Origin of the sequence: Microcoleus sp. D2_18a_D3 (assembly GCF_036702455.1) — a bacterium.
Classification (GTDB): Bacteria; Cyanobacteriota; Cyanobacteriia; order Cyanobacteriales; family Microcoleaceae; genus Microcoleus.
The window spans coordinates 23303-39911 of sequence record NZ_JAUBTK010000012.1; the positions used below are offsets into that span (position 1 = coordinate 23303).

Below are 16609 nucleotides of genomic sequence, written 5' to 3' on the forward strand. Positions count from 1 at the left end.
GGGCTTCTAGCCCGCCCTTCTGACTTAACCTTTGCCCTTCAAACTCAACAAAATAAACTGAGTTTTCTGCGCTTCATCAAAATTGTCATCGCTGACTAAAACGAGACTCTGGCTGCCATCTGGCAAGCGCGGGCCGAGGGTCATCCCTTCTAAATTGTACAGCGGAATTCCGAGTTCGCTTAAGTCTAGCAGCAACTTTTTCTTAACAGGTTCGACCGCCACTCGCCCTTTAAAACTCTGGATTCTCGAAGTATCTGTAGCCGCCCCAACCGCTAATTGATATATCCTAGCGCTGTATCCCGACAGCCCAAAAGAACGTTCTAAACTCAGAATCTGACCGCCACCGACAGTTACTAATTCTGTTAAACCGTTCAAAACAGTCATGGGAACTTGGTCTAACTTGTAAAGATTTTCTGATACTAATTGCGGCGTTTTATCGACGATGACATAATGTAAAAGACGGAGTTTATTTTCCTGTTCCGGGTCTAAATCTTGCATTAACGGCGCTTCCGTAGCTGCAAACAAACGAAACGGATCGAGACCGCCCGGACTAAAGGTTTCTGGGTCGATTGTTAAAGATTCAAAACCTAAATTGTCGACCACTCCTTGCTGCTGTTTTTCATCGCTGGCATCGGGAATATAGCGCTTTGGTATCGGCAATTTTCCCCGCATTTGCCCTGTTTTGAGGTCAAATTCACCGAGAAAAGGAGGGATGCCAACATGAGTAACGCCTTCGCTGGCGACAAATACTGAATTGCGGGGAGAAAGGGCGATGCCTTCGGGATTGATGGAACCCCAAGAGAAGGTTTCACCCTCTGCTTTTTTGAGGGATGTAACGCCTTCAACGGTAACTTTTTTCAGGCGAATATTGCCGGGGTCATTTGATGTGAGGTCGAGTCGGAGACTGTAAAATCTGGCTTCTCCGTTTTCGCTGGGGTCGTCGGAAAGAGCGTAAAAGCGATAAGCTTTGGAAGTGACTTCACTAATACCTTTGGGATCGTAGGTAATTCCTGACAAACCGCCGACTGGTACTCCTTCAAAATTCATTTTTGGCAATTCGTACTCGCCCAAAAATTCTAGGGACATTTCTGGAAAAGAGCGGTCTTTTGCAACTGCGGGAGGGGGGGCGCAAGCTGTGCAAACAGTTAAAAGAATGAGGGCTAGACTGAATAAGCGTAAAATACGTTGGCGAAGCCCGCCCCTACGGGGGCTACGCCAACGAAGAGGATCGCCCAACGCATTGAACTGAAAACAATTGCTCAGTGCGGTAAAATTTATTTTGTTGCTCTTGTTGAACTGTTTACTTTTGTGCCATCTTTGTGACATAATTTATACCGTTTTGTAGATATGCAAAACTTGATGTTTCCAAAAGAGATGCCGAATCGCGGCAACCAAATTTTAAGAATGAGAAGTTCTGTGCCAATTGGGTGCTTGCTTTTCTTGTGGCTGTGTGTTGGTTCTATTGCTAGCGCCCAAACTAATCCACCAGGCCTCGATCAATTTTCTCCTAATCCTCTAGAAATTACCACACCCGATCCCCTAGCCCCCGCTAACGAATCTTTGAGCAGCACTCAGCGGGACGAACTGACAGCGGCTTTGGAAGAGTTAAACTTAGAAGCAGCGGCTAAACTGGAAGCTGGAGACGGCGCGGGTGCTTTTGAAATTTGGTTCCGAGAATTGCGGCTGCGGAGGTATCTGGGCCCGGCGGCGGAAATTGCTGCTTTGAGTCGGGTGGGAAGTGTTGCTTGGAGTAATGGTAAAAACCTCGAACTACAGCTTATTACCAAACGGTTGCAAGCAATTCAAAAAGAAGTCAAATCCCAAGTACCACTTAATACTGAGTTGCTCCCCGTCTTCGCTGCGGCTTTTCAGCAGGTGCGCGCTAAAGGCCCGACTGTAGAAGTTTACCAAGAAATTCTCGAAAATGCGCGCCAAAACGAAGATATATTGGCTGAAGGTCAGATTTTGAAGGCGATCGCGCTAATTCACGTCAATTGGTTGAGTTACGATAAAGCTGCTCCCGTCTATGAGGAATTGGCAACTTTAATTCAGGAAAACCGCGCTTTATTTGCTGCTAATTCTGCTGTGCCAACTTCTGCTGTAGTTGCGGGAAACGGCGCGCCGCCGCAGCCTGTAACTCCTCCAACAGAGGTAGATACTCTGAGACAGTTGGCCTACGTTTACCAACAGTCGAAACAACCCCTAAAGGCGATCGCAGCCCGGGAAAAACTAGCATCGGTGTATCTTAACTTGCAAAACCCGAGTGCTATACCACCGCTCAAAATTGCGATCGCCAGCGATTACCAAACCATAGGTCAAATCAATTTAGCAGCTCAATACTATCAGGAAGCCTACAATTTAGCCGTCCCCATTCAACAGTATGCCCAAGCTAGTGAAGCTTTAGATAAATTAGCTTTACTTTATCGAGCGCAAAAGCAGTGGGAGCCGAGTTTGCGGATTTATCAAATGCAGTTGCTGTTAGAAGAGCGGGCTTACAATTTCTACGGATTGATGAACACTTATGACAATATCGGTCAAGTTTATCAAGAGATGAAGGCTTACGATAAAGCTTTGGAATCCTATCAAAAAGGGTTGGACGTGGCTAAAAGATTGGGACACAGACAAGAGTATTTTGCTAAGAAAATTCAAAAAGTTAACAAGCAATTGCAAAGAACTTCGTAGTTGTCAGCAGGCAATAATGACAAATTGCAATGTGAGTAATTTAAATGCAGTAAGGTGTGCAACGCACACCCTACAAAACTACTTTTGAATCGTAGGTTTCTCGCGATATAGAGTAATATAGTACATCAGTTTCGTAATAACGAGCATTTTTTTCATATTTCATGCCAACTTTCTGTATCACCCGCTGGGAGGCGATATTTTCTGGGCGGGCGATCGCAACTATTCTATCCAAATTTAATATTTTAAATCCATAATTTAGACTAGCCAAAGATGCTTCAGTCGCCAATCCTTGATTCCAATAAACTTTGTCAAGGGTATAGCCTAGCTCAACTTCCGGTGTCTTGTCCAGAAAAACCAGTCCGCAGCGACCAATCATTTTACGGTCTATTTTATGTACTAAAGCCCACATTCCGAAGTGGTTTTCTTCCCAACTTTTGAGCATGGTATTAATGGCGATTTCTGTTTCTTCTCTAGTTTTAACTCCTCTCAAGTATTTCATTATTTCTGCATCACTGTAGATGCGGTACAGCTCATCTAAGTCGTCTGGCGTAAATTGTCTCAGATACAATCGGGCTGTCTCTATCTCTCGCATGATTAATATAATTTTTACCACTAGATTATGATACCAGTTGTGATAAGTCTTGCTACAAACATTTTGGTTTAATTTCCTTCGTCAACTCAACTAAACTACTTTTGACTGGTAGATTTTTCGCGAGATTGAATAATATACTCGATCCGAATCATCGAGGTTATGCTGGTATTTCATCCCCATTTTTTCCATTACCCGCCGCGAGGCAATGTTTTCGGTATCTGCAACAGCAACAATTTTTTCTAGTTTCAATGCTTCAAATCCGTACTTGAGGCTAGCCGCTGCAACTTCCGACGCTAAACCTTTCCCCCAATAGGCTTTTGCTAACACGTAACCGACTTCTACTTCAGGTGTTTTGCCTAAGAAGCGAAGCCCCCCATCGCCGATCAATTGGTTATTTTCTTTATAGACAACAGCCCACAAACCGAAAGCGTGTTTTTCCCAATCTGCGATTATCTGAACTAAATCTGCTGCTGTTTCTTCTCTATTTCTGACGCCTTCGCTCAAATACTTCATCACTTCTGAATCGCTGTAGATGTGGTACAGCTCATCTAAGTCGTTTGGCGTAAATTGTCTCAGATACAATCGGGCTGTCTCTATCTCTTGCATGATAAATATAACTTGTACCAGTAGATTATAATACCATTTTTGTCTGCCTACAAACATTTTGGTTGGGTTTCTTTCCTCAACCCAACCTGCTGTTACAAGAAAACACTCTTTGTGAAACAGGCATCTTGCCTGTTACTGATATTAGTGCCAAATATTCATTCTATTTGTTACAATTATTAACTAGATATATTGTACAGTTTTTGCCATCAATGACTATTTCCTCACCAGTAGCAGACACCAAAAACAAATCCGGCCAGGAAACAGACTGGCGGTTATTCATGAGGTTGGCATCTTACGCAACCCGCAGCAAACGCTTGCTGATTATTGCGATCGCACTATTAGTACCGCTAGCAGTCTCAGGAGCAATTCAACCGATTCTCATTGGACAGGCAATTTCGGTAATTCGCTCGGAACCTACCTACGAATTCTTGCGGGGAGTGCCTCTATCTGCTGCATTGAATATTTTGGCTATTTTGCTGATGCTAACTATAACACTTAGATTAGCACTGCAATCACTTCAAGGCTATTTAGTCACGAAAGTAGGGCAAATAATTACTACAGATATTAGAAATGATTTGTTCGCCCACGTCACATCGCTAGCAGTGAGATTTTTCGATCGCACTCCTGTCGGTAAACTGATGACTCGACTCACCAGCGATGTAGAAGCTTTGGGAGAGGTTTTCTCTTCAGGGGCGATCGGCATTGTCAGCGATTTATTTTCAATTTTAGTAATTGCCATTTTCATGTTTACCATGCAGTGGCAACTAGCTTTAATGTTGGTGCTGATGATGATACCAATTACCGCAGTCATAATTTATTTCCAGTACCAATATCGCATAGCAAATTACAATACCAGAGAAGAACTGTCCGAACTCAACGCCCAACTGCAAGAAAACCTGACTGGTATTGGTGTAGTGCAGCTATTCCGCCGCGAAAGATTCAATTCACAATTGTTTCGCGTCACCAATAAACGCTACATTAAAGCAGTTGACAAAACTATATTTTACGACTCAGCCGTATCTGCGACATTAGAATGGATTGCTTTAGTAGCGATTGCAGCCGTTTTGTGGATGGGTGGTCAAAGGGTTTTAGCCGGTAATCTTAACTTTGGTACTCTCTCGGCATTCATTTTATTTGCTCAACGTCTCTTCGATCCGCTGCGGCAATTTGCCGAGAAATTCACTGCAATTCAAGCAGGATTTACCGCTGTAGAACGGATTAGCGATATCCTCAACGAACCGATCGAAATTAAAGATCCAACTAGCGGGAAGAAGGAAGGGCACAACACGGATTTTGACACGGATACACGGATGTTTGAAGGGAGAGGGAAGAAGGAAGAAGGAAGAGGGAAGAAGGAAGGAGGAAGAAGGGCAGGTTATTCACCCTTGTTGATAACTGGACATCCAGAGGCAACGGCTTACAACTTGTCTCCGGTCGATCGAGAATTGGCAGATAATCATCAAAATCCAGCAAGTTCAGAATATCGTTTATTGCCTAACAATCCCCAATCACCCCCCGCCAACCCCATCTTGCTAAGGGGGGGAGAAAATGCCAAATCGCAGAATTCTGAATCGGGAGAAATCCAATTTGACAACGTGTGGTTTGCTTACAAACAAGACGAATATGTCCTGCAAAACCTCAATTTCACCATCAAATCCGGCGAAAAAGTAGCATTAGTTGGCCCCACTGGTGCGGGCAAAAGTTCGATTATCCGTCTCCTGTGCCGCCTTTATGAGCCTAGCCGAGGACGGATTCTGGTTAATCATGTGGATATTCGGGATTTACCTCAAGCAGAGTTACGCAGGCATATAGGCGTGATTATCCAAGATGGCTTTCTATTTGCTGGTGACGTGAAAAGCAATATCAGCCTGGGAGAAAGTTACTCGATTGAGGAAATTCAAGCAGCAGCAGAAAAGACAAATGTTGCCCGTTTAATCGAACAGTTGCCTCAAGGTTATGATACGCAATTGCGGGAACGGGGGACGAATCTTTCGGGGGGACAAAAGCAATTACTAGCGTTTGCTCGCGCCGCTATTCGCAATCCCAGTATCTTAGTTCTAGACGAGGCAACTGCTAGTTTGGATGTGGGGACGGAAGCTTTAATTCAAGAAGCTCTAGAGCGTTTGATGGCGGACAGAACGGCGATAATTATTGCCCACAGGCTCTCGACTATCCGAAATGTCGATCGCATTTTAGTGCTCAAACGCGGGCAGTTAGTAGAATCTGGCAGCCACGAAGAGTTGTTGCAGCTAGAAGGGTTGTATGCCAGTTTGTACAATTTGCAAATGCTGGGAAGTTAATATCTGAAGTCAGGCACGACACGGATTTTGACACGGATACACGGATGAATTATCGATAAGAGGGAAAATTCTCCGAATACGCAGATACCCGACTTCTTCAAAAAGTCGGGTATCTAAAAGAATTTCAAACCTCAACTCTCAAATTTCAAATCTAAAATCGGATCATTTGCCTGAAATCATTTTCCCCAGGGTTTCCGGCAAGTGAATTATATGTTGGAAAAGCTGATTTGGGCCGATGCCAAACAATAACTGCATCGTCAGCACAATTGCTGCTAAACCAATCGCTGTCCCGATGCTGGCTTTCAACACTTTAAAAGCCCAATTAAACACCAGCCAAGATACAAGTAACGAAGCAATTAAGATAATTAGTTCTATTGGCATATAACATTTTTAACTTGATTTTAACTCTACATAACTTACGCATAAATACCAAAGAAACGGGGTTTTTTCTCTGTGTTAAAGGCTTAAATGCAGTATTTCCCTAAAAACCCGGTTTCTGCGTCCAAGATTACTCTACTTATTACTTTAAGCAATACTGCCGCGCTTCCGTGTTTCCTTATAAGAAATTCCGACATTTTTTAAGCCGGCTTTAATCATTTGCTGCTCTAACAAAGCGAAAAAGCGACTTCGATCGCCCCCCGTGACTACCGCTTGATTGTGAGCTTCTGCTAGCGTCACCGGATACCCGCCGCCTTTGTGTACTTGAGCCAGCATCATTCCTAATGCTAAATCTAGCTGTGCTGTATCTTGTGCTACCCATTCCGGCACTTCTATTCTAGCAATTTCTGTGCCAACGTGAACGTAACAGAAATAGACGGAATTAAGACCGTACAAATCTAAAATTCGAGCTTGAGATTTCCACAAAGGGCTTCTTTGTCCCGGTGACAGGATTGTTGCCCACAATATGGCATCCCGCAGAGGTTCAAATTCTTGACAAGGTGCTTTTTCTGCGAAAGAAATTGTGGCGGCAAATCCGACGTTCGGGCAATTTGTCATGCAGTCTGGTACTTCGTGGGTGCAAGCTTCAAACCGTAAAAAAGATAAGCTTTCGCTGCTGCGAGAAGCGCTTAAGTATCCTAACAGCGGAATTCCTGCTAAACGCAACTTGTCCCAAGCTTCTAAAATTGGCAGCAAAATTTGATCGCGCGCTTCGCTGGGTAACTGTTCCAAAAACCAATAAATCAGGGAACCGTCTACCATTGCTAAAGCTGGCGCGGGCAATTTATTGTCGTTAACTTTTGCCCAATTGCAGCCCATTTCTGCCAAGGCTATTGCTTCGGAAACTGCTCGCCGATATCCCATCCATTCTTCGGTTCTAATTCCCCACTGTCGCGAACCGTACAAGTCTTCGGGTTTGTAGAAAACCTCGGGCACGCTGTCTAAAACTGGGTGGCGGCTTTGTCCGTAGTGCAGCATAACTGTGCCGACGTTTAGCAGGTAGCAGTAGGCTATTTCGTGATGGTTGGGGGAAATTTGCGATCCGTCTGTGGCAAAGACTGTGTGAGCGGCGGGGGGTGCGGTGATGTAGCTGCGATCGTCCAAGGGCTCGATCGGCGTGGCAGCATTGAATAAAGTGCGATCGCGCCAATTCTCTTGCAATTCCACCAATTTTTCCTGTTCCGCTGCGGCCTTTACCAGCAAATTCTGAGCCACTTCCAAACGCTGGCGAGCCGCCTGAGCTTCCACATTCAAATGTTGGCTCATTCCCTGCATTGCCTTGGCTGCTTTAGTTAAATCGAGCATTGGTTTTAAGTCTCAATATTAGAAAGCTTTCAAGCTGAGAAATTATCAAAACACTTTTCAATTTTTTGGTTCCGAATCTGGTTTTTTTGTGATAGACGCGGTTTGATAAACTAAAACACTTCGTACCAGCCCCCATAAATAGTAAAAAAACCTGGTTTTTGAGGTCAAGATTACCTGCAATAGTCTCTGAAAAAAAACCTTTTTTTTTTCGATCGGCTTGCTTTTTTGAGAAATTTCTGTTATATTTATCTTATAATGGGATGGTGGCAAAAATAATATTTTTGCCACCATCCCATTATATTAATATACCATGTCTACGCCGCAAAAGTCAACAAAAAAGATGTAAATTTTTGTGGTTTTTTTTAACTCTGAAAAGCGAAAAAAATCACAAGTGTAAAAAAATCTAATATTAACATTCGATCGGCAGCCAATCGGCAAAATCTCCGGCAAACTGCGACAGAGAAAGCAATTGAACGGGTGGATTTTGAGCCACAGATTCCCGTTCTGGCAAAGTATTGTAACCCCAATCAGCCAAAAATAACCTCACCTGAGATAAATCCGGCTGCTGCTTCACCGACAGCAAAGTTTTTAACCGGTCTTCCACAAACCAAATAGTCGAATCTTTGCCAGACGCGGCCAAAAATTCCCGCAAAATTTGGTGTTTCGGCTTGTTGTATTCCTTGCCAAAAATCAACTCCGACGGCATTTGTACGCCCGCTAGCTGCAAAAGTTCCCGCACAAAACGGCCTTCCTTTGTAGTGACGATCGCCACTTTCACCGAACTCTCCTGCAACGAGTGCAAGCGATCGGCAACCCCTGGATAAAAGCGGTGCAAAGACAGCCACCCAGATAAATCCTCAGCAATCCAATTATCGCGCAATCCGTCTAACATAGCACCGACAGACTGCGCTTTTAAATTATTTGCTGTCAACAAATAGGGTACTATATTGGGCCACTCTAGCAAAATTTGCTCTGGGGAAATTCCTGTCAGCAGTGCGCGGATCAGCAGCGGCATTTCCCAACCAGTTTCGATGGCGGGCCGCACTCGGTAAAAACTCAAAGCTAAATCTGGATCGGGCACTGTTTCGACTGGTTTCCAGATTTGACAGTAGGCACGCCAAGCTGTTTGGAAATATTCGATTAGTCCGTCACAAATCACACCGTCAAAATCAAGAGCTAGAATTGTCGGAAAGTTATTAGCCATCAATCGATTTTAGATTTTAGATTTTGGATTTTGGATTGAAGAATTGAAGAATTTGAGAATTGAACAAAGCGATATCATATCATTTCCGGTTACAGCGGAATGATGTTGACAGTGAACAGTCAACAGTGAACAGTCAACAGTGAACAGTCAACAGTGAACAGTCAACAGTGAACAGTGAACTCGAATTTACTATTCCGATGCTAACGGATTTGATATCACTGATGACTCCGGGGACTTGTTATCGGATACTATTTTTTGGTTGTGCCAAGATAAAGACGGGGGCTTGTACCCTGGCTGCTTTCGGTCACTGGATTGAAGGATTGAAGAATTGACTGTGCAAACAATCAGCAATGATTGGTGAAGAGTCGTTATTAAAAAGACTGAACTAGCGGTTGAGCGGCAATCGATTCTAGTCCTTGGGACTGCAACAATTGCGTCCACTCGGTTGTCAGCCGCGAATCATCGGGTGCGAGGCGCCGCATTTCGGCTAGAGTAGCAAGAGTCTCGTACCAAATCCCATTTTTAGCATAAGCAATCACCTTAGCCATAGGGTCGGGATTTGCCAAATCGTTCTTGAGATTTGCCTGGGGTTCAATTCGCTGCATCCATCCTTTAACAATATAATCTCCAGAACGCTCCAGAGGATCGCAGGCTAGTGCAAACGACCAGACATATCGCTTACCAACCTCAATTTTTTTTGTCTTGTCTTTCTCCGAAAGGCTAACTCCAACTATTCCGGCTTTGTCATTTTTTAAAGTAGTTTCGTAAACTACTTCGGATTCATCTGCGTTTAGCAAAATAAACTCTACTTGAGCTGCCGGTTGAGAAACATATACAAAAAATGTTGGCGACTCTGTTAGCGTTAAGCCAATATTGCTTTCAGGTACTAAGGGAGTAATGAATAAACCATCCCGTAACTTACAGCCTCGATGCGTCCCCCCTTGCCGGTTGTCGGGGGCTGTTACATCGGGAGGTTTGAAATTAACATTCTGACTCAGGAGAATGGGTGCAGGTACAGCCTGCATCGGTGTCAGCACACTGGGGAGAGTAACGGCGATCGCCAATACAGTCATCACCAGTGAAGTAAAATGTATAAAACGTTTCATTTTTCCACCCACTTGTAAAAATATTTATAGAGCGCATTTCTAATGTTAACCCGGAGTTTTAGCTCCGGGCGCGATCGAGTAAATGGGTCAATTTTCACATCGCCATCGGCAGACCGACCAAACTTCAAGAAATAGCGAGATTTAAAGAGGCGCAACCAGTGGTTGAGTTGCAACTGATTCCAGTCCTTGGGACTGCAATAATTGCGTCCACTTGGCTGTCAGCTTCACATCCCCCGGTGTCTGGCGCCGCATTTGGGCTAAAGTAGCGAGAGTTTCGTACCAAATCCCATTTTGAGCATAAACGTTGAGCCTAGTCATCGGGTCGGGATTTGCCAACTCGCTCTTGAGTGTTGCCTGCGGTTCAATTCGCTGCACGAACCCTTTAACAACTAAATCCGCAGCTCGGTCTTCGGGGTCGCAAACCATCGAAAATGACCATACGTATCGCTTGCCAACTTCAAGGGATTTGTTGTTGTCCACTGTAGCAGGAATACTAACTCCTACAATCCCGGATTTGTCAAGTTTAAAGGTTTTTTCGTAGACTACTTTGTCTTCCTTTTCGTTGAGCAAAGTAAACTCTATTTCGGGCGCTGTGTTAGGAATATAGACAAAAATTGTGGGAGAATCTGTTAGGGTTAAACCGATATTAGTTGGAGGCACTAAAGGAGTAATAGATAAACCCGCTGGACAAAGCTTGTTGCCGCGATGTGCCCCTCCTTGTCGGTTGGCGGGGGCTGTTACGTCTGGAGTCTGGAAATTAACATTTTGACTCAGCAGAAGCGGCTGGGATTGTGCGCGCATCGGTGCAAGTGAAGTGGGTACGGTAGCTGCGATCGCAGATACGGCGACCGCAAGCGTAGCCCGATGTAGAAAACGTTTCATTTTGTTGTACCTTTCAGTATAATTGCAAACACAGGCATTCGCTGATGGCGACAAATATTTTTGAGATGCTAGTCGAGGGCGCAGATACACAATTTAAACCTTTACATATCATCAATAACATTTATTAATTCGATCGGCAAGTGGATTGTCCGTCCGAAAAATCAGGTTGCCTAGGTCGCAAGTATCATTGGATACAGTTGCTCGCCACGTACTGTAAATTTTTGTAACAAAGCGGTCGGAGTTTCCGAGTGTTCTAAGATGGAGGAAGTCTCCAGCAGGGGGAAATGTGAAACAACTGCTGTTCCAGAAACGAGTCAAACTTTTATGCTGGGATAATGAGTAAAATATCTAACAACATTCGATCGGCAGCGACTCAATTGAGTCAAAGGTATAAACTATCACTAGCATTGGCTAAGTCTGTATTAATTGCCAGCGCGGCAGTAACATTATCCTTGATGGGGGCCAGACAGCTAGGAATAGTCGAACCAGTAGAATTAAGCGCTTACGACCAAATGGTGAGGTGGCGTCCCGATGAACAGCCAGACTCGCGTTTGCTAGTGGTGGGGATTACCGAAGCAGACATTCAGAAACTGAATCAGTGGCCAATATCCGATCGCAAAATAGCTGAAATCTTACAAAAACTCGACAAAATGCAGCCGGCAGTCATCGGTTTAGATGTACTCCGAGACGTACCTTTAGGAGAGGGGCGCGAGGAATTAACCAAAGTTTTACAAAAAAGCGATCGAATTATCGGGGTATGTTTAGTCACCGACGGAAGCCCAGACAATCCCGGTTCTCCGCCTGCGCCGGGGCTGCCACAAAACCGCGTGGGATTTGCAGATTTCGGAGTCGATCCGGGTGGCATACTCCGCAGGGCTTTATTATTTATGAAACCGCCGACAATTGAGGGCAACTCCTCGGCCCAAAAACATCTTTGCAATGACAATTCTCAAGTTTTAGCTTCCTTCAACCTCCAGCTAGCACTCCGCTACCTGCAAGGGCAAAAAATCTATCCCAAACTGGCACCCGATCAATCTTTATGGCTGGGAAACACCCAATTAAAACAACTAGCAAGCAATGACGGAGGATACAAAAATGCCGATGTCAGGGGATATCAAATATTAATTAACTATCGTTCCCGGCGGCAAGTCGCAAACCAAGTCAGAATTACCGATGTTTTAGAAGGGAAAGTTGACCCAAATTTAGTTAAAGATAAAATAGTTCTCATCGGTTACACCACAGAAACCGTTAAAGATTTGTTTTATACTCCTTACAGTGGGCGACAGCAAAGCAACCAATTCATGCCTGGTATCGTGGCACACGCACAAGTGGTCAGCCAAATTTTGAGTACAGTTTTAGACAACAGACCGATGTTTTGGTTTTGGCCGGAATGGGCAGAAATCTTGTGGATTTCGGGATGGTCAATTGTGGGAGGAACCTTGGCATCGCGGATGGCTCACCCAGCGAAGTTGACAGTGACATTCGGAGCAATGGTGTCCGGGTGCTGCGCGCTCAGCTTTGGGATTTTTCTGTTGGGAGGGTGGGTGCCTGTGGCAGCGCCAGCCTTAGCATTAATCCTAACTGGCGGTAGCATAGTATCAGCAGAGAGATTTAATAAAGCCGGATACGGGAAAGCAATTAGCGATCGAGTAAAACAAGTCTTCAAAATCGAAATAGACCAAGCCAAAAAAGAACAGCAAGTCGCAGAAATCACAGAATCTGATTTCTTTAAAGAATTGCAGCAAAAGAAAGATAAACTGAGGATTAGCAAACAAGAAACCTCTGAAAAAACACCTTCCGAACCCCAAGAAATAACTGCAAGTACCCCAGAGCTTCCCAAGGCCGAAAGTCAGACAGACGATTACTTAGCTCAGTTGCAGGAAAAAGCCAAACAGCAGAAGCAGCGCGCCGCCGTGACTGAATCGGAAAGCGGCTCTCAAACGGGTGTCCCGATAGATACCGGTTGTCGTGCTAGTTCAGCCGAAACTAAACCTGATGACGAGTTCAGCGATTTGCAAACCAAAGCCAAACAGATGCGGCAGCGCAGGGGCCCCCAAAAGACGATAAAAGATGAAAAAATTGATACTTTCACAGATAAGGAGGATTTGGGGGGGAAGGAAGAATGACCGACAACTCTACTGCATCATCGAGAATTGCATCATAATGGGTTCTCGCAGTTTCTTACCCTAATACGCAGATCATGTCCAAAATCATCTCTGTCCACTCTTACCGGGGCGGAACTGGCAAATCGAACACGACAGCAAACCTGGCATCTATTATCGCTCGCGGCGGAAATCGGGTCGCCATTGTGGACACAGACATTCAATCACCGGGGATTCACGTGCTGTTCGGTTTCAGCGAGAGCAACATGGATCGCTGCCTGAACGATTACCTGTGGGGCCGCTGTCCGATCGCGGATACGGCCTACAATGTGAGTTCGCTGCTGCCAAAATTAGCCAGTAACGGCAACCTCTACCTGATTCCTTCGAGCATTAAAGCAGGGGAGATAGCGCGAGTTTTGCGGGAAGGCTACGACGTGGGACTGCTTACCGACGGCTTTCAAGAACTGATCGAGGTTTTGAACTTAGACTACCTATTTATAGACACGCACCCGGGGCTCAACGAAGAAACCCTCCTCAGCATCACCATTTCCGACATCCTGCTGCTGATTCTGCGTCCGGATCAGCAAGATTTTCAGGGAACGGCTGTCACGGTAGATGTGGCCCGCAAATTAGAAGTTCCCAAGATTTTGATGACTATCAATAAAGCCCCTGAATCCCTAGATTTCGAGGATTTGAAGCAACAAGTAGAGAGTATTTACAACATCCCAGTGGCAGGGGTACTGCCCCACAGCGACCAGATGATGCTGCTCGCCAGCAAGGGAGTGTTTGCGCTGCACTTCCCTAACGACCCTCTAACTAAGGTTGTGGAAGGGATTGCCAAACAGATTGTGGGATAATTGCTGCAGCGAATGCCGATCGCCCGCCCAGGAGTTTCGCTTTCGCTCTCCATTCCTGCGGAGCGATGTCCTCCTGCGTATCCCGAATATTTGGTTAAACAGTCAAGAGAATCGCGACAAAATGAGATACAAATAGATTATGAGAATTTGTTAAAAAACTTTAGGAGGAGAACTCATGGAATTTGACTTCCGCATACTAATAGTATTGATGCCCGTATTGTTGGCGGGCGGCTGGGCTGCTTACAACGTCGGTGCTATAGCTCTCAAACAAGTACAGAAAATGTTGAACAAGCAAGCATGAACTAAGCATTATCACCAGTAATTTCGCAGCCGGCTGTTGTTTGAGATACAAAACAGCCGGCTGATTTGTGCATGGGCTCTGCTTCAGTGATGGCTGATTCTTGGTGGGCAATTTACGACTGCAGAGAGATGGGGCAAAAACCCAAGAAAAGTTAAATTTAAAGATTAGGCAGAAACCGGGTACGCTCAAGCAAAATACTTTGTTCCAGCAAACGAGCCTGGGTAAAAAAACCTAGTTGGAAAAGCAGGGCGATCGTGTAAGTTCGGATTTTGATGTTTTGAACTCTACTCAGGATTTATGAGTAGAGTTCCATAAAAATATTTGGTAAGCACGTTATCGCAGAAAATATGAGACAATCACAAAAGTATTTGCCCTAACAATCGCCCTAAAAACTACGAAGTTTAACTCGTAGGGAAGATAGGTCAAATTGTCAATGTTAAATTCCTATATCTTTAGATAGATTATGCTTTTTCCCCGATCGAGCGGCATGCTAGTCCACCCCACATCCTTTCCCAGCCGATTTGGCATTGGGGACTTGGGAATAGAAGCATATCGCTTTATTGACTTTTTAGTTGAGAGCGACCAGCAATACTGGCAGGTATTGCCGCTGGGCCCGACAGGATACGGAAATTCTCCTTATTCGTGCTATTCAGCAATGGCGGGAAATCCGCTGCTGATCAACCCAGAAATGCTGCGGGACGCTCAATGGCTCGCCGATGAAGACTTCGCTAATTTACCAGAATTTCCGCTCGATTATGTAGACTTCGAGCGGGCGATCGCCCTGAAAGTGCCTTTGCTAAAAAAAGCTTGCGAAAACTTCAAAGCTAAAGCATCCCCGATCCAGCAAAAAGAATTCTCAGGTTTTTGCGAAAGCAAAGAGAATTGGCTGGAAGATTACGCCTTATTTATGGCACTAAAAGATCACTTTGGCGGTGTTAGCTGGAACAATTGGGAACCAGAAATTGCCCGTAGAGAGCCAGAGTCGCTAGAGAAGTGGCGCCAGCAGCTAAATGCTGAGATTTATTACTACAAATACGTCCAGTTTGAGTTTTTTCGCCAGTGGACAGAGTTGAAAGGCTATGCTAACATGCGGGACATTAAAATTATTGGCGATATTCCGATTTATGTAGCTCACGATAGCGCGGATGTATGGTCTAATCCAGAAATATTTTGCTTGGATGAAGCCAGCGGAGAACCAGCTTTAATGGCGGGAGTTCCCCCTGATTACTTCAGCAATACAGGTCAATTGTGGGGCAACCCGGTATACAATTGGGAGAAGTTGCAAGCAACTAATTTCGAGTGGTGGGTGCAGCGTTTTGAAGCGATTTTCGCTTATGTAGACGTGACTCGGATCGACCACTTTCGAGGATTTGAGGCTTACTGGGCGGTGAAGCGCGGGCAAGAAACTGCTATGTACGGAGAGTGGATTAAAGCGCCGGGAACAGCTTTGTTGGATCTAATTAATGAAAAGTTTGGCAACTTGCCGATTATCGCGGAGGATTTAGGGGTAATTACTCCAGAAGTGGAAGCTTTGCGAGATCGGTTCGAGTTTCCGGGAATGAAGATTTTGCAGTTTGCTTTTAACTCAGGCCCGGGCGAGCCTTTTTTGCCTTTCAATTACGATCGCAACTGCGTAGTTTACACCGGCACTCACGACAACGACACGACTGTCGGATGGTTCAATCAACTGCAACACTACGAAAGAGATGACGTTTATCGTTATTTGGGCTGCATCGATCCCCAAGGAATTCACTGGTCTTTAATCCGCATGGGTTGGATGTCTGTTGCTAATTTGGCAATTGTGCCGTTTCAAGACTTGTTGGGTTTGGCTACAGACGCGCGGATGAATTTTCCGGGGAAAGCAGAGGGGAATTGGGGCTGGCGGTATCGACCTGAAGCTTTGAATTGGGAAGTGCGCGATCGGCTCAAAACCATGACTTACATCTCCGGCCGCGCTCCGAATAGAAATTGAGCGTCGGTAAGGGGTAGTTGGTAGTGGGTAATTGGTAATTGTTAATGGGTAATATCAAATCTGTTAGCATCGGAATTATTCCTATCTCTCTACTCTTTATCTGCGTGAATCAGCGTCAATCCCTTGTCATCTGCGGTTCATAAATTATCTTTTTTTGACCGCAGATACAGGCCGATAAACACAAATTAACGCAGATGAGTTAGAGCTATTCCGGTTGCACCATCCGTGATTGTTGACTGTTGACTGGATTTGACTATTCCGA

Annotated in this window: 15 protein-coding genes; 7 read left to right on the forward strand and 8 right to left on the reverse strand. The window is 45.0% G+C overall.

From position 1 onward, the window contains the following. Window positions 1-24 precede the first annotated feature (24 nt). Window positions 25-1086, reverse strand: a complete 1062-nt coding sequence (locus QUB06_RS08120; protein WP_333434865.1) for an esterase-like activity of phytase family protein — start codon at window positions 1084-1086, stop codon at window positions 25-27. A 273-nt stretch (window positions 1087-1359) separates the two neighbouring features. Here QUB06_RS08120 and QUB06_RS08125 point away from each other — a divergent pair, with 273 nt between their 5' ends. Next, window positions 1360-2682, forward strand: coding sequence for a tetratricopeptide repeat protein (locus tag QUB06_RS08125; protein ID WP_333434866.1), 1323 nt, complete (start codon window positions 1360-1362; stop codon window positions 2680-2682). A 70-nt stretch (window positions 2683-2752) separates the two neighbouring features. Here the strand turns inward: QUB06_RS08125 and QUB06_RS08130 are convergent, their stop codons facing one another. Both QUB06_RS08130 and QUB06_RS08135 read right to left on the reverse strand, forming a co-directional pair. Beyond that, on the reverse strand, window positions 2753-3274 hold the full coding sequence (locus QUB06_RS08130; RefSeq protein WP_333434867.1) for a GNAT family N-acetyltransferase: 522 nt from the start codon (window positions 3272-3274) through the stop codon (window positions 2753-2755). 90 nt (window positions 3275-3364) lie between these two features. Then, window positions 3365-3937 carry a GNAT family N-acetyltransferase gene (locus QUB06_RS08135; protein WP_333434868.1) on the reverse strand — a complete coding sequence of 191 codons (573 nt, stop codon included), beginning with the start codon at window positions 3935-3937 and terminating at the stop codon, window positions 3365-3367. Between the two features lie 152 nt (window positions 3938-4089). Here QUB06_RS08135 and QUB06_RS08140 point away from each other — a divergent pair, with 152 nt between their 5' ends. Beyond that, the gene (locus QUB06_RS08140; protein WP_333434869.1) at window positions 4090-6180 is read left to right on the forward strand and encodes an ABC transporter ATP-binding protein; all 2091 of its coding nucleotides are present in this window, start codon (window positions 4090-4092) and stop codon (window positions 6178-6180) included. 162 nt (window positions 6181-6342) lie between these two features. Here QUB06_RS08140 and QUB06_RS08145 read toward each other — a convergent pair whose 3' ends face one another. The 3 genes from QUB06_RS08145 to QUB06_RS08155 form a co-directional block, all read right to left on the reverse strand. Then, a complete protein-coding gene (locus QUB06_RS08145; RefSeq protein WP_006633087.1) occupies window positions 6343-6561 on the reverse strand; it encodes a hypothetical protein in 219 nt (72 codons plus the stop codon). Between the two features lie 144 nt (window positions 6562-6705). Next, complete coding sequence (locus tag QUB06_RS08150; RefSeq protein ID WP_333405000.1) at window positions 6706-7923, reverse strand: DNA double-strand break repair nuclease NurA; 1218 nt, start codon at window positions 7921-7923, stop codon at window positions 6706-6708. Between the two features lie 409 nt (window positions 7924-8332). After that, window positions 8333-9127 carry an HAD family hydrolase gene (locus tag QUB06_RS08155; RefSeq protein WP_333434930.1) on the reverse strand — a complete coding sequence of 265 codons (795 nt, stop codon included), beginning with the start codon at window positions 9125-9127 and terminating at the stop codon, window positions 8333-8335. Between the two features lie 167 nt (window positions 9128-9294). Here QUB06_RS08155 and QUB06_RS08160 point away from each other — a divergent pair, with 167 nt between their 5' ends. Continuing rightward, window positions 9295-9459, forward strand: a complete 165-nt coding sequence (locus QUB06_RS08160; RefSeq protein ID WP_333434870.1) for a hypothetical protein — start codon at window positions 9295-9297, stop codon at window positions 9457-9459. Window positions 9460-9498: 39 nt separating this feature from the next. On the opposite strand, the gene QUB06_RS08165 is transcribed toward QUB06_RS08160, so the two are convergent. Both QUB06_RS08165 and QUB06_RS08170 read right to left on the reverse strand, forming a co-directional pair. Beyond that, window positions 9499-10233: a DUF928 domain-containing protein gene (locus tag QUB06_RS08165; protein WP_333434871.1), complete on the reverse strand. Its 735-nt coding sequence runs from the start codon at window positions 10231-10233 to the stop codon at window positions 9499-9501. A gap of 141 nt (window positions 10234-10374) precedes the next feature. Then, window positions 10375-11115, reverse strand: a complete 741-nt coding sequence (locus QUB06_RS08170) for a DUF928 domain-containing protein (RefSeq protein WP_333434872.1) — start codon at window positions 11113-11115, stop codon at window positions 10375-10377. A gap of 335 nt (window positions 11116-11450) precedes the next feature. Between QUB06_RS08170 and QUB06_RS08175 the strand changes: the two genes are divergently transcribed. The 4 genes from QUB06_RS08175 (at window position 11451) to malQ (ending at window position 16347) form a co-directional block, all read left to right on the forward strand. Next, window positions 11451-13241, forward strand: coding sequence for a CHASE2 domain-containing protein (locus tag QUB06_RS08175; protein WP_333434873.1), 1791 nt, complete (start codon window positions 11451-11453; stop codon window positions 13239-13241). A 74-nt stretch (window positions 13242-13315) separates the two neighbouring features. Then, complete coding sequence (locus QUB06_RS08180; protein ID WP_333287959.1) at window positions 13316-14074, forward strand: MinD/ParA family protein; 759 nt, start codon at window positions 13316-13318, stop codon at window positions 14072-14074. A gap of 175 nt (window positions 14075-14249) precedes the next feature. Further along, window positions 14250-14375 carry a photosystem II protein Y gene (locus QUB06_RS08185; protein WP_333140345.1) on the forward strand — a complete coding sequence of 42 codons (126 nt, stop codon included), beginning with the start codon at window positions 14250-14252 and terminating at the stop codon, window positions 14373-14375. Window positions 14376-14838: 463 nt separating this feature from the next. Further along, entirely contained in the window at window positions 14839-16347 is a 1509-nt protein-coding gene (malQ, locus tag QUB06_RS08190; protein WP_333434874.1) for a 4-alpha-glucanotransferase, read from the forward strand. Window positions 16348-16609: the final 262 nt, after the last annotated feature.